Origin of the sequence: Xanthobacter autotrophicus (assembly GCF_030015065.1) — a bacterium.
GTDB classification, from domain to species: domain Bacteria; phylum Pseudomonadota; class Alphaproteobacteria; order Rhizobiales; family Xanthobacteraceae; genus Xanthobacter; species Xanthobacter autotrophicus_D.
On sequence record NZ_JAIVFN010000002.1, the window covers coordinates 118,515 to 135,814 of the forward strand.

General features: G+C 65.1%; 21 protein-coding genes and 2 pseudogenes. 3 read left to right on the forward strand and 20 right to left on the reverse strand.

The features are described from left to right. The first annotated feature begins 453 nt into the window (after positions 1-453). Complete coding sequence (locus K9U40_RS01270; RefSeq protein ID WP_149577671.1) at positions 454-1,434, forward strand: LysR family transcriptional regulator; 981 nt, start codon at positions 454-456, stop codon at positions 1,432-1,434. Here the strand turns inward: K9U40_RS01270 and K9U40_RS01275 are convergent. From K9U40_RS01275 to trbL, 5 genes are read right to left on the reverse strand one after another with little or no spacing between them, the layout of a single operon-like run. Then, a complete protein-coding gene (locus tag K9U40_RS01275) occupies positions 1,322-1,606 on the reverse strand; it encodes a DUF2274 domain-containing protein (RefSeq protein WP_138397510.1) in 285 nt (94 codons plus the stop codon). The genes K9U40_RS01270 and K9U40_RS01275 overlap by 113 nt on opposite strands. A gap of 1 nt (position 1,607) precedes the next feature. Beyond that, entirely contained in the window at positions 1,608-2,852 is a 1,245-nt protein-coding gene (locus tag K9U40_RS01280) for a TrbI/VirB10 family protein (protein WP_209483273.1), read from the reverse strand. Then, complete coding sequence (gene trbG / locus K9U40_RS01285; protein ID WP_012115963.1) at positions 2,849-3,901, reverse strand: P-type conjugative transfer protein TrbG; 1,053 nt, start codon at positions 3,899-3,901, stop codon at positions 2,849-2,851. Before trbG ends, K9U40_RS01280 begins: the two co-directional genes overlap by 4 nt. Next, the gene (gene trbF / locus K9U40_RS01290) at positions 3,898-4,587 is read right to left on the reverse strand and encodes a conjugal transfer protein TrbF (RefSeq protein WP_012115964.1); all 690 of its coding nucleotides are present in this window, start codon (positions 4,585-4,587) and stop codon (positions 3,898-3,900) included. Before trbF ends, trbG begins: the two co-directional genes overlap by 4 nt. Beyond that, positions 4,584-5,873 (reverse strand): P-type conjugative transfer protein TrbL, encoded by a 1,290-nt coding sequence (trbL, locus tag K9U40_RS01295; RefSeq protein ID WP_012115965.1) that lies wholly within the window; start codon positions 5,871-5,873, stop codon positions 4,584-4,586. Before trbL ends, trbF begins: the two co-directional genes overlap by 4 nt. Before the next feature lie 638 nt (positions 5,874-6,511). Here trbL and ltrA point away from each other — a divergent pair. Then, positions 6,512-8,053 (forward strand): group II intron reverse transcriptase/maturase, encoded by a 1,542-nt coding sequence (ltrA, locus tag K9U40_RS01300; protein WP_282888465.1) that lies wholly within the window; start codon positions 6,512-6,514, stop codon positions 8,051-8,053. A 128-nt stretch (positions 8,054-8,181) separates the two neighbouring features. Here ltrA and trbK-alt read toward each other — a convergent pair whose 3' ends face one another. From trbK-alt to K9U40_RS01370, 14 genes and pseudogenes are all read right to left on the reverse strand, one after another. Next, positions 8,182-8,445, reverse strand: coding sequence for a putative entry exclusion protein TrbK-alt (trbK-alt, locus tag K9U40_RS01305; protein ID WP_012115966.1), 264 nt, complete (start codon positions 8,443-8,445; stop codon positions 8,182-8,184). Positions 8,446-8,454: 9 nt separating this feature from the next. Next, positions 8,455-9,189: a P-type conjugative transfer protein TrbJ gene (gene trbJ, locus K9U40_RS01310; RefSeq protein WP_149577672.1), complete on the reverse strand. Its 735-nt coding sequence runs from the start codon at positions 9,187-9,189 to the stop codon at positions 8,455-8,457. Next, on the reverse strand, positions 9,186-9,809 hold the full coding sequence (locus K9U40_RS01315; protein ID WP_414114999.1) for a hypothetical protein: 624 nt from the start codon (positions 9,807-9,809) through the stop codon (positions 9,186-9,188). Before K9U40_RS01315 ends, trbJ begins: the two co-directional genes overlap by 4 nt. Then, a pseudogene (locus K9U40_RS01320) lies at positions 9,789-10,697 on the reverse strand (IS110 family transposase); the annotation flags it as partial. The gene K9U40_RS01315 and the pseudogene K9U40_RS01320, both read right to left, overlap by 21 nt. 190 nt (positions 10,698-10,887) lie before the next feature. Further along, positions 10,888-11,622, reverse strand: coding sequence for a lytic transglycosylase domain-containing protein (locus tag K9U40_RS01325; RefSeq protein WP_149578529.1), 735 nt, complete (start codon positions 11,620-11,622; stop codon positions 10,888-10,890). Between the two features lie 96 nt (positions 11,623-11,718). Further along, complete coding sequence (locus K9U40_RS01330; protein ID WP_149578523.1) at positions 11,719-12,264, reverse strand: S26 family signal peptidase; 546 nt, start codon at positions 12,262-12,264, stop codon at positions 11,719-11,721. Continuing rightward, on the reverse strand, positions 12,261-12,791 hold the full coding sequence (locus tag K9U40_RS01335; RefSeq protein ID WP_373878253.1) for a DUF2840 domain-containing protein: 531 nt from the start codon (positions 12,789-12,791) through the stop codon (positions 12,261-12,263). The genes K9U40_RS01330 and K9U40_RS01335 overlap by 4 nt, the downstream gene beginning before the upstream one ends. After that, positions 12,788-13,039, reverse strand: coding sequence for a hypothetical protein (locus K9U40_RS01340; RefSeq protein WP_149578524.1), 252 nt, complete (start codon positions 13,037-13,039; stop codon positions 12,788-12,790). Before K9U40_RS01340 ends, K9U40_RS01335 begins: the two co-directional genes overlap by 4 nt. Next, entirely contained in the window at positions 13,036-13,689 is a 654-nt protein-coding gene (parA, locus tag K9U40_RS01345) for a ParA family partition ATPase (protein ID WP_149578525.1), read from the reverse strand. Before parA ends, K9U40_RS01340 begins: the two co-directional genes overlap by 4 nt. After that, the gene (locus K9U40_RS01350; protein ID WP_149578526.1) at positions 13,686-14,840 is read right to left on the reverse strand and encodes a replication initiator protein A; all 1,155 of its coding nucleotides are present in this window, start codon (positions 14,838-14,840) and stop codon (positions 13,686-13,688) included. The genes parA and K9U40_RS01350 overlap by 4 nt, the downstream gene beginning before the upstream one ends. Positions 14,841-14,855: 15 nt before the next feature. Beyond that, complete coding sequence (locus tag K9U40_RS01355; protein WP_149578527.1) at positions 14,856-15,137, reverse strand: helix-turn-helix transcriptional regulator; 282 nt, start codon at positions 15,135-15,137, stop codon at positions 14,856-14,858. Positions 15,138-15,277: 140 nt separating this feature from the next. Next, complete coding sequence (locus tag K9U40_RS01360; protein WP_309298308.1) at positions 15,278-15,781, reverse strand: DUF2285 domain-containing protein; 504 nt, start codon at positions 15,779-15,781, stop codon at positions 15,278-15,280. Continuing rightward, entirely contained in the window at positions 15,702-16,061 is a 360-nt protein-coding gene (locus K9U40_RS01365; RefSeq protein WP_309298307.1) for a transcriptional regulator domain-containing protein, read from the reverse strand. The genes K9U40_RS01360 and K9U40_RS01365 overlap by 80 nt, the downstream gene beginning before the upstream one ends. Positions 16,062-16,173: 112 nt before the next feature. Beyond that, complete coding sequence (locus tag K9U40_RS01370) at positions 16,174-16,431, reverse strand: DNA -binding domain-containing protein (RefSeq protein WP_149578528.1); 258 nt, start codon at positions 16,429-16,431, stop codon at positions 16,174-16,176. A 205-nt stretch (positions 16,432-16,636) separates the two neighbouring features. On the opposite strand from K9U40_RS01370, the gene K9U40_RS01375 reads away from it, so the two are divergent. Continuing rightward, on the forward strand, positions 16,637-16,855 hold the full coding sequence (locus tag K9U40_RS01375; RefSeq protein WP_138397488.1) for a helix-turn-helix domain-containing protein: 219 nt from the start codon (positions 16,637-16,639) through the stop codon (positions 16,853-16,855). Positions 16,856-16,912: 57 nt separating this feature from the next. Here the strand turns inward: K9U40_RS01375 and K9U40_RS01380 are convergent. Then, positions 16,913-17,089: pseudogene (locus K9U40_RS01380) on the reverse strand (DUF736 domain-containing protein); the annotation flags it as partial. Positions 17,090-17,300 lie beyond the last annotated feature (211 nt).

Below are 17,300 nucleotides of genomic sequence, written 5' to 3' on the forward strand. Positions count from 1 at the left end.
TGTCGTTTATATTATCAAAAATTATACTATCAATTTCTATCTAACATTTCATAAGTGTGGCATGAAATTTGAGGCGGGCGATGTGAATCCAGCTTAATGGTGACAATTCCGTCGCTTGGAATAGCGGAAGAAGGTCGTTGGGCGCGAACAGACAACGAGCTTACTTAGAAGGAGACTTTCATTAGCATGGTTTGGTCTAAATCATCTATTTTATGAAATGGCCGCGCCCTCTCTCGATCTAATCTCTAATGTCCAAGTTACTGATGATAAAATATCTCAAAAATATGATGTATTATGTAAAAGTTATGCATTAATGTACGTTATAATCCGACGATATAATTTTAATATTTCGCATACTTGCACATAAAATACAAACATTTGATGCGTAATATTTGTGATATCATGTAATTCATACTGAATTATATGCCGTTATTGAAATGGAGAACGTTTCCAATGTCGAATAACAGTACGGAAATTGAAATCCGCTACCTCAGGTATTTAATCGCTGCTTCCGAATATGGAAGCTTTCGGAAGGCAGCAGCGGCACTCGGTGTGCAGGAGTCCTCCGTTAGTCGGCGGATCCGGGACATCGAGGATCAGGTCGGGGCCTCCCTGTTCTTGCGACACCCCGGGGGGATCAACCTGACCATAGCCGGACAACGCTTCCTGCATCGGGTCCGCCATGCGTTGGACCACATTCGCGACGCGGCGGCGGAGGTGGCCGCCATTGGTCGTGCCGAGGACGGATACGTCAAAGTGGGACTATTTTCTTCACTTTCATCGGGTTTTTTGTCGGACTTATTTCGAGAATATGACGCAAAATATGGATCTGTTCATATCGATTTCGTCGACGGCGAAGCACACGATCACATCAACTCCATTCGGAAATTTCAGCTTGATATTGCTTTTGTCATCGGATTGGGCGATTGGCCGGAATGCGATACAACTTATCTTTGGTCGGAACAGGTTCTTGTGGCATTGCCCGAAGGCCATCCGCTTTCCACCGAGGACGCGTTGACATGGCGAGATCTCAGTTCTGAAAAAATTCTTATCCGAGACACTGCGGCTGGGATGAGAATCCAAGACTATGTCATTCGCAAAATCCGGGAAGTCGAATGCGAGCCCCGTGTCGAGGCGCAGCGGGTTGGGCGATATAAGCTTCTCAATCTCGTCGCGTCCGGCCGCGGAATAACGTTGGTCATAGAATCCGAAAATTTGGTCAAGGTCCCCGGCGTTATCTATCGTTCTCTGCGCGGCGAGGTGCTCCAGTTCTATGCTGCATGGTCGCCGAAAAACGACAATCCCGCGTTTCGGACATTGCTCAGCCTTGCTCGATCGATGGCTCGCTCTTCAGCACCCCAGACGTCATCCCCCGTGCAGGATCTGGATGGGGTGCTTGCCGAGCCTTCGCGAAAACGCGATCTGTCGCGATGAAGCGCTCCAGCATGGGCGCGATCAGCCTGACGGGATCGGTGATCGGATTCCCCGTCTCGCCACCCAGCACCTGCGCATAGGCGACAAGATCGCGGTGCAGCTTCGCTGGCAGTTCCACGGTCACCTTCACCGGCTTGTCGTCGAGGATCTCGCTGAGCTTCAGCTTCGGCATTTCAACCTCCATAGGATTCAAGAACGAGGTCGCGCGTGACGATGATCCGCACCGGGAATCCCGGCCGGATCGTGAGGGTCGGCGCAATGTTGAGCTGGCGCTGGACGAGCTGCCGGCCGGTCTGGCTGATGCTGTCGGATGCGCCTTCCCGCAAAGCACTCACGAGGTCGCTATCGCTGCCGGACGTTCCTGCGCTCGCCCCGACGCTGAGGATGGTCGAGAGCACCGCCGCCTTGAACAGCTCGCCCCAATGGTAGTCGATGCCATCCTCAAGGCCAGCGTAGCCTTCCGCGTCGGCTCCGGTCTGGCGCTCCAGCACGATGGACCGGCCATTGGGGAAGATCAGGCGGTTCCAGACGAGGAGCACCCGGCGCTGCCCGAAGCCGACGCCATTGTCATACTGGCCAATGATGCGGGTGCCCTGGGGGATCAGGAGGATCCGCCCGGTCGGGCTATCGTGGACATTCTCGGTCACCTGGGCGGTGATCTGGCCCGGCAGGTCCGAGCGGATGCCGGTGATCAGCGCCGCGGGGATGACGGCGCCGGCCTGCAGGATGTTGGCGGAGGCAGGAGCCGCCACGCGGTCGGGCGACACGGTGCGCCGGTCCACGGCCTGGCTCAGGAAGGCAAGCTGGCGCTCCTGGGCCGTCGGCGTCGCCGCCTGCGGCGCAAGGCCGAGGCTGGTGAGATCGGCGGCCGGCGCCGCTGACGCTGAAGTGACTCCCGCCTGCTGGGTCACCGCCGGGCTTGCCGACCGGGTATTGGTCTGAGCGAACAGCCGTCCGGTCCGGGCGTCTTCGCTTTCCCGCTGCTGGCGTTGCTCCTCGGGGCTCAAGGCGGGATTTGGCATGCCTCCCATTGTCGGCACCGTCGGCTGCACTGCCGTCTGCGCATTGAGGATCGGCCGGCCGAGGTCGCCGGGCAGCGGAGGCCCGAGCTTGGGGATGCCGGTGTAATCCTTGGGTAGGCCGGCGAGCCCGTCCGGCGTCGCATTGACGTCGGTGGCGTAGAGTTCCTGGCCGTGTCCGTGGTCCTTTCGCGCTTGCAGGGCGTAGATCAGCGCCCCGCCGATCCCAAGGCCGGCAACGAGCCCCAGCCCGGCTAATACCTTTCGGGACAGGCGGGTCACCCGCGGCGGTTCCGGCCGCAGCCGCATGGCCGACACAGTCTCCCCCGTCAGTGGCCGAGCGCCGTCATCACCGCTCAGCTCCGGCCCTGTCTCCTTCCCGGGTTCGATGCCGCTCATAGGACCGGCCTCCCGTCGGTGCGGGAGATGCGCACGCGCTTCTGGTCCTTGTCGGCGCCGAAGCGCAGCTCGGCGGCTGCGAAGAGCCGGTCCACGATCATATAGGTGCCGCGCACGCGATAGTTCACGAGTTCGGAGGTGTCGCCTTGCGGCCCGACCACGAACAGCGGCGGCATCTCGCCATGGGCGATCCCGCGGGGAAACTCGATGAAGACCTGCTGCCCATCATCGAAGGCGCGCAGCGGCCGCCACGGTGCCCGGTCGCCGCTCACCTCGTAGCGGAAGTTCACCTTTGCCAGGTCGATGCCCGTGGCGACGGGCTGCACCGCCTGCGCTTCCGCGTTCTGGCGCCTGAGGGCGATGAGCTGGTCTTGGGGATATTGCCAGGAGACCGAGGCCATGTAGGTCTTCTCGGTGGAGCGCAGCTCCATGTGGTAGGTGCGCAAATTGGTGTTGATGACGAGGTTGGTGGTGAGGTCCGGCCGTGTCGGTTTCACCAGGATGTGGACTTGCTTTGCCCCGCCCGCCCCGCTCTCGGTGTCGCCGATGATCCAGCGCACCGTGTCGCCGGCAGCGACCGGCCCCGTGCCCACCAGTTGCTCGCCGGGTTGCAGGGCGACGTCGGTGATCTGACCGGGCGAAGCGTAGACCTGATAGAGCGCGCCATCCACGAAGGGATAGACCTGCATGGAGTTGATGAAGCCGTTGCGCACCGGCTGAACGCGCGCGGCAGCATTGGCCTGGTTCACTCGGGCCGTCGGGTCCGCGGACTCGGGCTCGGCCTTGCCGTCCTTGCCCACCGGCTTCAGCTGGCCGGGCAGCGGCAAGGGCTTCGGCAGCTCAACGATGCGCACCGGCCCCGGCGGCTCAGCCTTGAAGACGGCGGGCGGGGCATCGTCATATTCGATCTCCGGGGGCTTCTCGAAGGTGGCGCAGCCCGCCAGGGCCGATGTGCAAAGCAGGAGAAGCGGCAAGCCGGACTTCCGGAAAGACGGAAAGGAGAGGACGCGGAAAGCCGGCCTCCCGGATGTGCGGATGGCAGGCATCATTGTGCGAGTTCCTTCGACCAGTTGATGGCGTTGACGTAGATCCCCAGCGGATTGGCCCGGAGCCGATCCGCATCCCGCGGCGCCTGCACCGCGACGGTGAGGATGGCGCTCCAGCGGGAGGTGTCGGCGAGGCTGCCGTCCTGGAAGCGGCGCTCGGTCCAGGCGATGCGGAAGGAGTCCGGCGAGGCCCGGATCACGCTGGAGACCTCCACCGCCACCTGCTGCTTGCCGACCCGGGCGAAAGGATCATTGGCGCGGGCATAGTCGTTGAGGGCGATTGCTCCGGCCAGGGTCGTGTAGGCGTAGGCCCTGAGCCAGTTCTGGCGGACGATCACGGGATCGGCAGAGATGCTGCGGACCTCTTCAATGAAGCGGGCGAGGTGGAAGGCGATCTGGGGATCGGAGGGGCGATAGTCCGAGGCGGCCGGCGCGACCGCCTGCGCCTGACCGAGCTTGTCCACCTGAACCACCCACGGAACCACCGAGCCGCTCAGGGCCTGCCACGCCAGGGCGCAGGAGAGGCCGGCCGACAGGGCGAGGCAGCCGAAGGCCATGAGGCGCCAGTTCTTCGCCTGGACCCGGGCCGAGCCGATGCGGTCATCCCAGACCTGGGCCGCGCGCTGATACGGCGTCTCAGGCTCGGGGGAGCGGCCGTAATGGACCGACGGGCGCTTGAAGGGGGTCATGGGCGATCGCTTTCGGAGAGGGAGATGGACGACCCGCCGCCATGGCTGTCGCCGGATCGGACGGCATGGGTCGCGGTCTGGATGCCGTGGGCGACCTGCTGGGAGCGGCGCATGCGCCGGGCCCAATCGGGGGCATCGCCGGAGGAGGCCGGGTTGCTCGACGGGGCTGGGCCGGAGCTGCTGGCCGCCGCTTCGCCTGATGTGTCGGCCGAGCGCTGCAAGGGAGATGTCGCGGCCGCGCCGGCTGCTCTCGCCACGCCACCCAAACCGCTCCCGACACCGGAAAGGCCGGACTGGCCAGCGGCTCCCGCGCTGTAGGCGGATGCAGCACCCCCGGCGAGGCTCGCGCCCGCACGCGCCGCAGCGGCGGCTCCCGAGAACACGGCACCGGCTCCACGCACGGCAAGGCCCGCGGCGCCGGCTCCGGCGAGTGCCATGCCGCCGGCGGCAAGGCCCGTACCCACGGCGGCTCCGGCGCCGAGCTGCGGCGCGCCCGTGATCAGTCCCGTGGCGATTCCCGGCCCGAAGATGCCGAGCCCGAGGAGCGCGAGCGCGGCCAGCACCGCGGCTAGCGCCTGGCTGATGGTGGGCTGGGCATCGCCGTAGGAGGTGGTGAACTGGGAGAAGAGCCCCGAGCCGATGCCGATGATGACAGCGAGCACCATCACCTTCACGCCCGACGCCACGATGTTGCCGAGCACCTTCTCGGCGAGGAACGCGGTCTTGCCGAAGAAAGCGAAGGGGATGAGCACAAAGCCGGCGAGCGTCGTCAGCTTGAACTCGATGAGGGTGACGAAGAGCTGCACCGCCAGGATGAAGAAGGCGATCAGGATCAGCAGCCAGGAGACCAGCAGCACGGCGATCTGCACGGCATTGACGAAGATCGCCACCGGCCCGGCGAGCTGGCTTGCGGCGTCGAGCAGCGGCTGGGCGGCGGTGAGCCCCACTTCCGCAAGTCGCCCCGGCCGCAGGAATTCCGCCGTGCTGATGGCGGAGCCGCCGGCCTTGAGGCCGAGCCCGGCGAAGCTCTCGAACACGATCTTCGAGAGCGAGTTGAAGTTGCCGATGATCCAGGCGAAGAAGCCGATGGCGAGGGTTTTGCGCACCAGCCGGCGCATCACGTCCTCGTCGGCGCCCCAGGCCCAGAACAGGCCGGCGAGCGTGATGTCGAGTGCGATCAGGATGGAGGAGAGGCCCGTCACCTCGCCCTTGATCAGGCCGAAGCCGGAATCGATGTAGCTGGTGAAGGTGTTGAGGAAGGTGTCGATGACGCCCACGTCGTTCATGTGCGCTGGGCCCCTATCAAAGAAAGGAGTGCTTTGATTTTCATGCCGTTTCTGATCTCGCGGGGTGAGAGACCCTGCACACCGTGTGACGCAACATGCGGTGATAAGCAGACGGGTGAGGTGAACCGGGTGCTTCCGGCGATCCATAAATCAGCAGAACCCGTCAAAGCCGGGCGGACGGGCACTTCCGGCCCTGTCGGCGGTCCGGCCAGCGAGCTTGACATGGCGAGGGAAACCGAACCGATGGAGGACGCCTCGGCAAACGTCGGGACCTGCCAACTCGGAAGTGGGCAGGACGGTCGGTGGCGTCTGCCACCGGCCGGTGGAGCGTTGGTCCGTGCTATGAATACATGGACTGGGGGTACGCAGCGTGCTGCGTGCCAGCCTCGATACGGGCTTGCGAGGTATCGAGGCCGGATTCCACACGGGGTAAAGTCGGCGCCTAAAGCAGGCAAGAAATCAGATACGGAACCCAGGAACCTCGTCGTCGCTTCCGGCACGTTCGGATGCCGGATGGTTGAAGCGACCAGCGATCGCGACGACGAGGGGCGGAGCCTTCGTAGTAGTCCGAGGACGGGAAAGCCGTTCACATGGCGAAGGGAGGCAGTGGATACAGCGAGCAGGCAGGAGGTGGACCTATGTCCGACGAGGTGAACACCTCGTTCGTCCTCGACATGCAGCGCAAGCTGTATCGGTGGAGCAGCGAAATGCACGACAAGGTATTCGCTGATCTGTTCAATCTCATATGCGACCGCAGAACCCTCACTGAAGCCTGGCAACGGCTCGCCCGCAACAGCGGCAGCCTGACACCGGGCACGGACGGGATGACGCGGCGAACGGTCGAACAACGGCCCGGTGGCGCTGCGAGGCTCCTCGAAGACATCCGAGAGGCGCTTCGCGACGGAACGTATCGCCCGGAACCTGTCAGGCAGCGGCTCATCCCGAAGCCCGGCAAGCCGGGGCAGTTCCGGCCACTCGGCATTCCCACGCTGATCGACCGACTGGTGCAGATGGCTTTGAAGCTGATCCTGGAACCCATTTTCGAGGCGGATTTTTATCCGACCTCCTATGGGTTCCGAAGAGGACGAAGCACTCATGATGCTCTGGAGCGAATCCAGAGGTTCCTCCACCCGACGAAGCGTGGACCTTCGGTCTACCGCCATGTCATCGAAGGCGACATCAAGGGTTGCTTCGACGCGATCGACCATCACGTCATGATGGAACGGGTGCGAAAACGCATCGGCGACCGCAAGGTGCTGAAGCTGGTCCTCGCGTTCCTGAAGGCCGGCGTGATGATCGAGGGGACCGTTCGCCACCCCGTAACCGGCTCGCCGCAAGGCGGGATCATCTCGCCGATGCTGTCGAATATCTATCTGACGGCCATCGACGAGCGGTATGGGCGATGGTCCATGCGTCCTCGTGAGCCAAGTATAAATGCCGCCGCCCGAAGGGTCCGAGACCACAAGAAAGGCAGGCCGGTGTTTTACATGGTGCGATACGCGGACGACTTTGTCGTCCTCGTAGACGGATCGAGGGAGCACGCGGAAGCGGAAAAGCTGGGGCTGGCGGAATTCCTGAAAACGGAGCTCCGCATGGAACTGTCGATGGAAAAGACCCGGATCACCGAGGTTGGGGGAGGCTTCGACTTCCTCGGCTATCGGGTGGCCCAGACAAAAGCGCTCCACCCGAACAAACACGGGAATGGGCGTCGCGTCGGCAACCTCTTCATACCGAAGGGCAAGCTGAACGACCTGCGTCACAAGATCAAGGTCATGGTGAAAGGCATCCCGACGGGATGGTCGCTCGCCGATCTCATCGACAGGCTCAATCCTGTCCTGCTGGGATGGAGGAACTACTACCGTTATGCCACGTCGGCGTATCGGGGGTTCGCCCGTCTCGACTTCTGGATATGGCAGCGCGTGGGGCGCTGGCTGCGCAAGAAGCACCGAAAGGCGTCGCTGCGAATGCTGTGTCGCCGCTTCTTCAACAGTGCTCCGGGAAAGCGAAGGCAATGGACCGAAGGGTCCAGACGCCTGCGGCTCCTCTCCGAAGGAGGAACCATGCGGTACCCACACCAGAGCATAGAGAAACCGAACGGATGGAATGCGGAACGGCAATACGCGCAGCGCAAAAGCCAGCGTGGCTTCCAGAATGCAGTCCACCGCCTCAGACTTGTCTGAGGCCCACCCATGGGCGTGGAAGCGCCCGTGCATGGAGAGCCGGATGCGAGGAAACCCGCACGTCCGGTTCGGGAAGAGGGATGGAGAAACTCGTCTCCGAGAGGGGATGGAGCGCTTCATCTCTACTTTCACGGCGTTGCTCCTTCCACGGGCTTGCCGAAGAAGCGGCGGCGGTTCGCCTCCCAGAGCGCGGCGCAGCGCGGATCGATGGGATTGGCCATCTCCAGCGTGGCGCAGCTCTTGAGGTCGGCCGAGGAGACGTTCCCTGCCTTCACGCTGCTGATAGTGACAGTCGGCTCGTGAGGCCTGCCTGAGGCGATGGCGAGGGCTGCGATCACCGCGCCCACAAGGCCGGCGACGACGAGGGTCCTGAGTGCAGTGCCCTGATCCATGGCCGCCCCTCAATTGCCGCGGAACATGGTGACGGCGGAGGACTGGTAGCTCGACCGGGTGGAGAAGCGCCGGTAGTGCTCCTGCCCCTCAGACACCGCCGTGGCACGCTCAGCTTCGGACAGCGCCTGCGCCCGGCCATTGGCGACCACCACCGCGGTGAGATCGGAGAGCTGCTGCGCCTGGAGCGCCTGGAGCTGGTTCCCTGCCTGCATGGCCTGCAACGCGCCGGTCGCCGCCTGGCTCTGGCCGACCAGTGTTGAGGCCTGGGTCCGGCCAATGTCGAGATTGCCGACGACGCCCGCCTGCACCCGCAGCGCATCCTGAAGACCGGCGACCGTGGTCTCCCAGCGGGTCTTAGCCTGGGTGACAAGAGCAGCGTCCGAGGTGCTCAGGGAAACCGAGCCGTACTGACCTTGGAACGCCCGGTCGATGGCGCCGACGTCATAAGCGATCTTCTGCGCCTGCCCGAGCAACTGCTGGGTCTGCTGGGCGGATTGCTGGAGCGCGCTGAGGGAGGAATACGGCAGGCTTGCGAGGTTGCGGGCCTGGTTGATCAGCATCTGTGCTTCATTCTGAAGCGAGGTGATCTGGTTGGTGACCTGCTGCAAGGCCCGCGCCGCCTGGAGGACGTTCTGGGCATAGTTGGAGGGGTCAAAGACCACGGCCTGTGCCGCGGCCGGCGCGAGAGGGCACATGAGGAGCGGCGCAGCGACGAGCGCCGCCCGCAGCATCAGGCGGATCATGAGCGTGTCTCCAGAAGGTCGAGGGTGGGGATGAGGTCGGCGGCCCAGCCGAGGCCCCGATGCCGTAGCCAGGCGGCGAGGAAACCATCGCGCCCATGCTCGGCGAGGATCAGCGAGAGCGCAGCCTGATCGGTCTTGGACCCGGCGGCGCACAAGGCGAGCGCCACCTGCGACAGCCCGAGCTCGAACAGGCGGCTGCCGCGTCGGGACTGGCAGTAATAGTCCCGCTTCGGGGTGGCCCGTGCGAGGATCTCGATCTGCCGGTCGTTGAGGCCGAAGCGCCGGTAGATGGCGGTGATCTGGGGCTCGACGGCCCGCTCGTTGGGGAGCAGCAGCCGCGTCTGGCAGCTCTCGATGATGGCCGGGGCGATGGCCGAGCCGTCGATGTCGGAGAGGGACTGCGTGGCGAAGACGACGCTGGCGTTCTTCTTCCGCAGCGTCTTAAGCCACTCGCGGAGCTGGCCGGCAAAGCCCTGGTCATCAAGGGCGAGCCATCCCTCATCGATGATGATGAGGGTCGGAGACCCGTTGAGCCGGTCCTCGATGCGGTGGAACAGATAGGACAGCACGGCCGGTGCCGCGGTGGTGCCGATCAGCCCTTCGGTCTCGAAGGCCTTCACCTTGTCCTTGCCCTTGAAGCGGGTCAGCAGTCCCGATGCCGCCTCGTAGAGCGCGCGGCGCACATCAGAGTCCCCAGCCTTTGAGATACGCCCCTGCACGTCGATCGATGTGCCCGACTGCCATCGCCTGGACGTCAGCCCGAAATAGGCGGCAACGTCGCGCGAGCGGCGGAAGCGGGACGGGTCGTCGATCGCCGTCATGAAGCTGAGCGCCGTCACCGGCCCGACGCCTGGGATCGCCATGAAGCGCCGGCACAGCTCGCTTTGCGCCACCAGCTTCACGACGAGATCGTGCAGCCGGCAATACTCCTTCCACAGCGCGGCGCGCGCCGACAGCATGGCGTCCATGAGCTCGCAGGACAGCGGATCGTCGGCCACCGCCTCCCGCACCGCCTGGTCGAACTTGCCGCGCGAGGTGCCACCGAGCTTGATCCCGAAGCTCTTCAGCGAGTGGCGGATGGCGTTCTCGAGATCGAGGAACTTGCGCTTCAGGTTGCGTCGATGCGTCAGCAGCAGGCGCATCCGGTAGCAGCTTTCCGTCTTCACGTGCGCCTGGCGGAACCAGCCTGTGCGCATGATGTGGGCGATCCCGAGGGCGTCCGCTGCGTCGGTCTTGTTGCGCTGGGCCGACATCGCGGCCCGCACATGCTGCGTCTCCAGGCAGATCGCCGGCAGGCCGAGCTTCTTGAGCTCGGGATGGAGCCAGGGCGACAGCGAGCCGGCCTCGTGGCCGACACGCTTCAATCGCCCAACGAAGGGCTTCAGCACCGCCAGCAACGCCTCCGGCTCGGTCGCCACCTTCACCGTCAGATGTACTTCACCGCGATCATCGACGACGCACACCGCCGTCTCCTCGATGGCCACGTCCAGCCCGCAAAAGAAGTCCATCACCCGCCTCCTGCGTTGCGTAACGCGGGAGATTTTACCGGGCGGCGAAGCTGTTGGTGGCGCGCTCTTCGGCGGGGAACCGTCCTGCCGATTACGGGCGGCAATCGGACGGTTGTGTCCTGCGTCTCCCATCCCGCCCCTCGCCTGAACACGAGAGGCCCCGCCAATCTGCGAATGAGCCCGGTCGTGGTCATTGCACGCCTCCAGAGCCGCCACGGGCGACGAACAGGCCAGCAGACTGCGGAACGATGGCCGAGATATCGCGCACGTCAGGTGTCGGCTGAGCATGATCCGTTGACATTGGATCTGCCGCTGACGTGCGCACTGGCTGCACGGCGAAGATCGGAGCTTGAGCCCAGGAGGGTGTCTCGACCGCCGGCGGAGAGGGTGATTTCGGCGCGGAAGGTTCGGCTTCGCCGCGCGCGATGTCCGGCGCCAACTTGTCGACGTAAGCGCGCGTCTCCGGGGGCAGCGGGCGTCCCTTCCGAGAGGCCTCGTAGCGGCCCGGCCCCGCATTGTAGGCGGCGAGGAAGCCAGGATTGCCGTAGCGATCGAACAACTCCCGCAGGTAGGCCGCACCCGCCATGATGTTGTCGTGCGGGTCGTAGGGGTCGTCGCCGAGGCCATAGTGGACACGCAGTTCAGCCCAGGTCTGCGGCATGATCTGCATCAGCCCCATGGCGCCTTTTGGCGAGGTAGAGCGCGCGTCGCCGTCGCTTTCGGCGCGCATGACGGCCCGGATCCAGGCTGCGGGAATGTCGAAACGCTCCACCGCTTCCGCGATGAAGTCGGCGTAGCGATCGCTTGACGACGGCGGGTTTTGTGGCCCTCGTGTTTCCGCCGCCATGGCTGTCATTGACCAGCCGCAGAGCACTCCGGAAAGGAGAAGAAGGACCAGCGCACGAGGGCAAATGAGCACGCGCATCGGTCCGCACGCGCCATCACAGGCGCGCAAAAACAGTCTCGTCCGCGGCATGACGGCCTCTCGACGTGTGATGAAGGTGAAGATGGTCGGTCGCCCTCAGCGCGTCGGCGCACGCCAGACGAAGTGCCCATCGCCGGCCTCATCGGTGTAGAGCGGCACGGCGCGGCCGATCACGGTGCTGGCGGGCAGTGGCCCGAAATACCGCCCATCGAGACTGTCGGGCACATCGAAGTTCATGAGGAAGAGCTCGCCGTGGGCGATGCGACGGCATCCGCGCCAGACCGGCAGGGGACGTCCCATGCGGTCGCGCTCCAGCGCCTCACCGTAAGCCACGCCATCGACGGTGATGGTGCCGTCTTTGCGGCAGACCTCCTGCCCGGGAAGCGCCGCCACGCGCTTCATCAATGGGACGCCGGCGCCCACATAGGCGCGCTCCACCAGGAAGCGGGCGAGCGCTGCCGGCGGCGTGATGGCGAGGAGGTCCATGACATCGAGCCTGCGCGCGGGCTCGATTTCGTAGAGCCCGACGGGCGCGCTGGCGGAGACGTTCCACACCAGCTTGAGCGGTGTCGGAACAAAGGCGGCCGCCGCCGCCCCCATCACCGAGAAATACGTCACCATGACATAGCCGAAGCGGGTCATTCTTCGCACTCCCGCCGCTTGAGCCACGCGTGATGGCGCTCAGTCGTGTAGGCGCGGGGCATGTGGCCGGCGATCAGGCGGTTGTGGACGTGCCGCCAGTGGTCGGGGGCGACATCCGCGCCGTTGACGCCGATGGCCTCGACGGCATCCACGTGCTGGAGCACTTTCTCGACCTTCGGCCAGCCGTCGGCGCGCAGCAGGATCTCTCCGCCGGGACGCACGAAGGGCAGCGTCTGGTAGGCCTCGCCGGGTGCGACGGCGCGCACGATGTCGATGCGCGACACCACGGTGCCGAAGTCGTTTGCAGCCCAGCGGACGAAGGCGAAGATGGAGTTCGGCGCAAACGATACGATGCGGCGGCTACGGTCGAGAGTTTGTGCCTGCGCAGGCCGGCCGAAGCGGATCCAGTTCTCGATCCGCTTCTCGATCCAGGTCAGCTCCACATGGGTGAGCGGGTCTGGGGTCGGCGCGGCGGGTGATGGGGCGATGGGTTTGGGAACAGAGGATGGCACCGGCGGGCTCATCATGAGGCCTCTCCTGATGTCGGGGGAAATTCTCGGGCGAGGAGATCGCGGAGCATGTCCGCGACGGTCTGGCCGCGACCGAAGGCGGCGATCTTGATGCGCCCGCGCAGGTCGGGCGTGACGTCGATGGTGAGCCGCGCGGTAAAGCCGCCGGTGACGTCATTTGACGTCTTCGCCTCCGCAGCCTTGATCCACTGCTCCGGATCAGCCGGCCGCGCGGCGAAGCCCTTGCGGGTCGGCGGTGCGCTCATGGTAGGCGTCCATAACCGGCGAGACCGACGATCTCCGCCGCCAGCGCCGTGATCTCGCGCGCAGCCGGGCCACGTTCGTCCAGCTCGCTGACGAGCCGCCCGGACTGTGCCGACATGGCGAAGGCGACGCGCTGGCCAATGGTGGTCGCGAGCACGGGCGGATCGTGATCCGCCAGCGTCTCGGCCGTCTCACGGGCGAGCACGGTGCGGGCACCGCAGCGGTTCAGCACGAACCGCGCAGCAAGCGCCGGTCGGTAAATGCGCGCCTCATTGAGGAGCGCGAGCATCTCCGCGGAGGCCCAGCCATCGAGCGGCGATGGCTGCGCCGGGATCAGCACGAGGTCGGCGGCGAGGAGCGCCGAGCGCATGAGGCCGGCGACGCGGGGCGGCCCGTCGATGACCACATGGTCGGCATCCCGCGCCAGCTCGGGGGCCTCCCGGTGCAGCGTGTCACGGGCGAGGCCGACGACGCCGAACAGGCGCGGCAAGCCCTCGCGGCTGCGCTGCTGCGACCAGTCGAGGGCCGAGCCCTGAGGGTCCGCATCGATGAGGGTCACGCGCCGGCCGCGGCTCGCCCAGGCGCCGGCAAGGTGCAGGGCAAGCGTCGTCTTGCCGACTCCGCCCTTCTGATTGAGCAGCGCGACGATCATCGACGGCCTCCCGATGCGTTCGCGGGAGGCAGATCGGCTACGGGAAGAGGTTCTGGCGCCTGAAATCCGTCTTTACGGAAAGACGGAAGACCCTCATCCTTAGAGGTGCGCAGATGGGCAGCTTTTTGGGCCGGCTGAGCGCGGTTATCCACATCGCCCGCGCGCCTTTTAAAGTTAGACTCTATGTTAGAGTCTAAGTTAAGAGCGCGATTTTGCGTTTTCGGGCTTAGGGTTAACCCCTGTTTCGGTTCCTGAAAGCACGAGGGGCCGGTTCCTGATGGCACGTGGCACCGGGTTCCCGATGGCACGAAGGGATTCACAGGTTGTCCACAGGCCGGCTCGAAGGCGAGCAGCGTGCGCGCACCCGCGTCACACTCCAGAAACAGGGTGTAGCCGGGCAGCGGCTGGCGGCGGATGATGTCCCGCAGCTCGAAGGCGAAGCGCTTGAACGGCGAGAGGCTACCGGACTTGAGGTGCAGGTGGCGGAAGTCGAAGCGCCAGCCGTTGTGCTGGCGGCCGCCGTGCTTGCGCACCAGCCGGTAGAGCCAGCGGTCGAGCCCGCCCGTCAGGTCGAAATAGGCCCGGTCGATGGTGAGAACGAGGGCATCTTCGAGAATGGCGCAATAGAACCAGTCAGGAACGATGAGCTCGATTCCCGCGGGTCTGCCATCCCGGTCGGTGCGCTCCTTCCACTCGTTGATCCAGGAGAAGCGATGGCGCCGTCCCTCGGCCCGCTGGCGGATCGAGGTGGACACGGTTGTGGATTGCAGCCGGTCGAGCGCCGCCTTCAGGCGCTGGTAGTCCCGCAGCGAGGTGCCGCGCCCCACGAACCTGAGGATCTCATAGGGGGTGGCGACCATGAAGCGCGACGTGCGCAGGCCAGCGTCGCGGGCCTCCACGATCTGGCTCGCCGCCCAGATCAGGATGTCGGCGTCCCAGATGGTCGCCATGCCGTGGTCAGGCACGGCCTCGACCCGGATGGAGACATCGCCGGCGGCAAAATCGATGGGCGCGATACGATGGGTCTTGGAGAGGGAGAAGAAGGGATAGGCCATGAGATCCTGCGCATCCCGTGGCGCGAACGCGCCGGGAAGCGCGCGGAACAGATCGAGCTGTCCGCGCTCCGGCTGGGAGCGATGCCGCGCCGCCATGGAGAAGGGTTCCGATCAGCGTGCGAAACGGTGGGGCTCGACAACGCCGGGCAGGGCGTGGCGCTTGGCCGGCAGCACGCAGCCGCGCGGATCGGAGGTGGAGGTGACGGCGCCACGGGCGACCCAGGCCTGCAGGTCCTCGATGGCATAGACGACGCGTCCGCCGAGCTTGCGATAGCCGGGTCCGGTTCCGTAGGTGCGGTGCTTCTCGAGCGTGCGGGGCGAGAGGCTGAGGAAGACGGCGGCTTCCTTGGTGCGCAAGTAGCGTGGCGGCAGCGGGACAGCGTCGGGTCGCATGGATCGAACCTCCGTGGGCGATCTCGGGCCGCTGGTCATCAGCGGCGGATGGCGATCACGGTGGCGAAGGGCAGCCGTCGAGGGGGATGGGGAAGTTGAGGGGGGCGAAAATCCCCACCCTCAGGATGCCGACGATGCGGCTATGGTCTTCTGCGATGACGCAGGAGCCTGAGATAGCCGCCGCCGATCATGGCGAGGCCGCCTTTGACGAGGCCGATGACCTTGTCGCGCAGCGCCGAGGTTTTCCAGGGCTCGGATGCCACGCGCTTGTGGCTGTAAAGGAAGATGGCGATGTCGCGATAGCTGGCGCCGTTCGCCCGACCATCGGCCGCCAGCATCATGGTGCGCAGCCGGCCACGCTGCTGCGCGGTGATGCGGGTGTCGGGGATCGCCGGCCGACCCTCGACAGCGCGCCAGAAGCGGGTCAAGGCCTCCACCCGTCCAATGGTGTCCGCGTCCAGCGGGATCAATGCCGCCAGCGGCGCGTCGGGGCGAGTCCCGGTCAGCAGCAGCACCTGCGCGGCATGAGGTGCCGAACCATGGACCCAGTATCGTCCCTCGGTGCTATCGCGCGGCGCAACCATGCCGCCGAACGACACGCTGGGCGCGCCCGGAAGAAACGCGGGCTGTTGGGCGAGAAGCACGATGGCCGGATCGACAACCGGCGACCACGGGACGTTCTGTTCCACAGCGGAGAGAGATGGCCGCGCGGCGAAATCGCAGCCCCCAGCGTTGCTCCACCTCCCGGGGGAGCGGGTCGGCGTCCGAGCCGGCCTTCACGAGGGACTGGTAGTGTTCCTGGTAGGTCTCGTCCCGGCGCAGGCATTCCCAGGCGAGGCCCTCCACCGACAGCGTGTCGAAATAGACGTAGCTGGCATCCTCTCGCCAGCGCGATGTATCGGGCTTCATCACTCGTCTCCGCATCCAGCGTGCGTGTCGAGTGAGGACAATCTGGGATTGAGAATACTGGGGGAAGTCTGCCAGGGAGCATCGCGTGATGCCGCAGCCGCATCACCCCTGCAAACGGGCTGCAACGTCAGACAGGGCGGTGGAGGAGGTCCTTGTAGCCGCTGGAGGCCACCCATCGGGCCCGGGCCAGATGGCTGTCATGGACATGACGGGCACGTTCGGACTCCCGAGCCGCGTCGATGCCGAACAGCACCGAGGCGATCTCCTCCCAGCCGGCGCCATCCGCCGTGGCGTCCAAAAGGCGCGCATAGAGCTTGATGTGCGCTCGGTCGTAGTCGGTGAGCTCGGAAGCGGACGGAGCGGTGTCTGCAAACGCGTCGGTCATGTCACCCCCCGTTTCCATGCCTGGCGCAGCCTTCGTCCCTTCTAGACGACGGCGGATGGTGAAGCGAGCCCGCGAGCCGGGAGCATCCCCGGGCCGCTCGGTGATCGATCGGCATCGGCATTGCCGCCGTCTAACCCGCTAGGGCCGCTTGATTACATATTATAGTTGATAAGCTCAAAGTGTGTAAATTGCGATCCGTCTGCGCATGGATATGCGCAAGCTGGTCGGCCGGAACTTCGCTCGCCTGCGTCAGGAAAAAGGCCTGACGCAGGAGGATGTCGAGGCGCGCTCCGGTTTCAGCCAGCAGTATATCAGCGGCCTCGAGCGTGGCCGGCGCAATCCGACGGTCATCACCCTCTACGAGCTGGCTCAGGCGCTGGGGGTCAGCCACGTCGAACTGGTGCGGCCGGACGGCAACGACTGACCGGTGAACCCGGTGGCGGGAAGGCCCCGGCCGGAACCGGCCGGGGCCTTGTGCGGCTCACTCGCCGCGGCGCCCGCTGGGGCGGGACCAGATCAGCGAGAAGGTGTCGGCGTCCTCGTCGTCGAAGAGGTTGGCGTAGATCGGGGCGTTGAAGCTCGGGTCGTCGAGCTTGAGGCCCAGATAGTCGCGGCCTTCGCTGGAGCGCTTGGACCAGGCGGCGCCGATCTCGATCTTATGTGGAGCTCCACATAACGTCGATTATGCGGAGAGCGGGATTATGCGGAGCGCTGGCCTGTGAGGTCTGTGTTGCCGCCGGTTTCGGCGGGGGTTCTGCTCCGCATAATTGCGAGGGTGGAAGGCGGGCGCCCCGCGGGAAGCGGAGCGCCCGTGGCCGGTCATCGCGACCAGATGAGCTTGTGCTCGCCCTTGTCGCCCTGGACCAGGG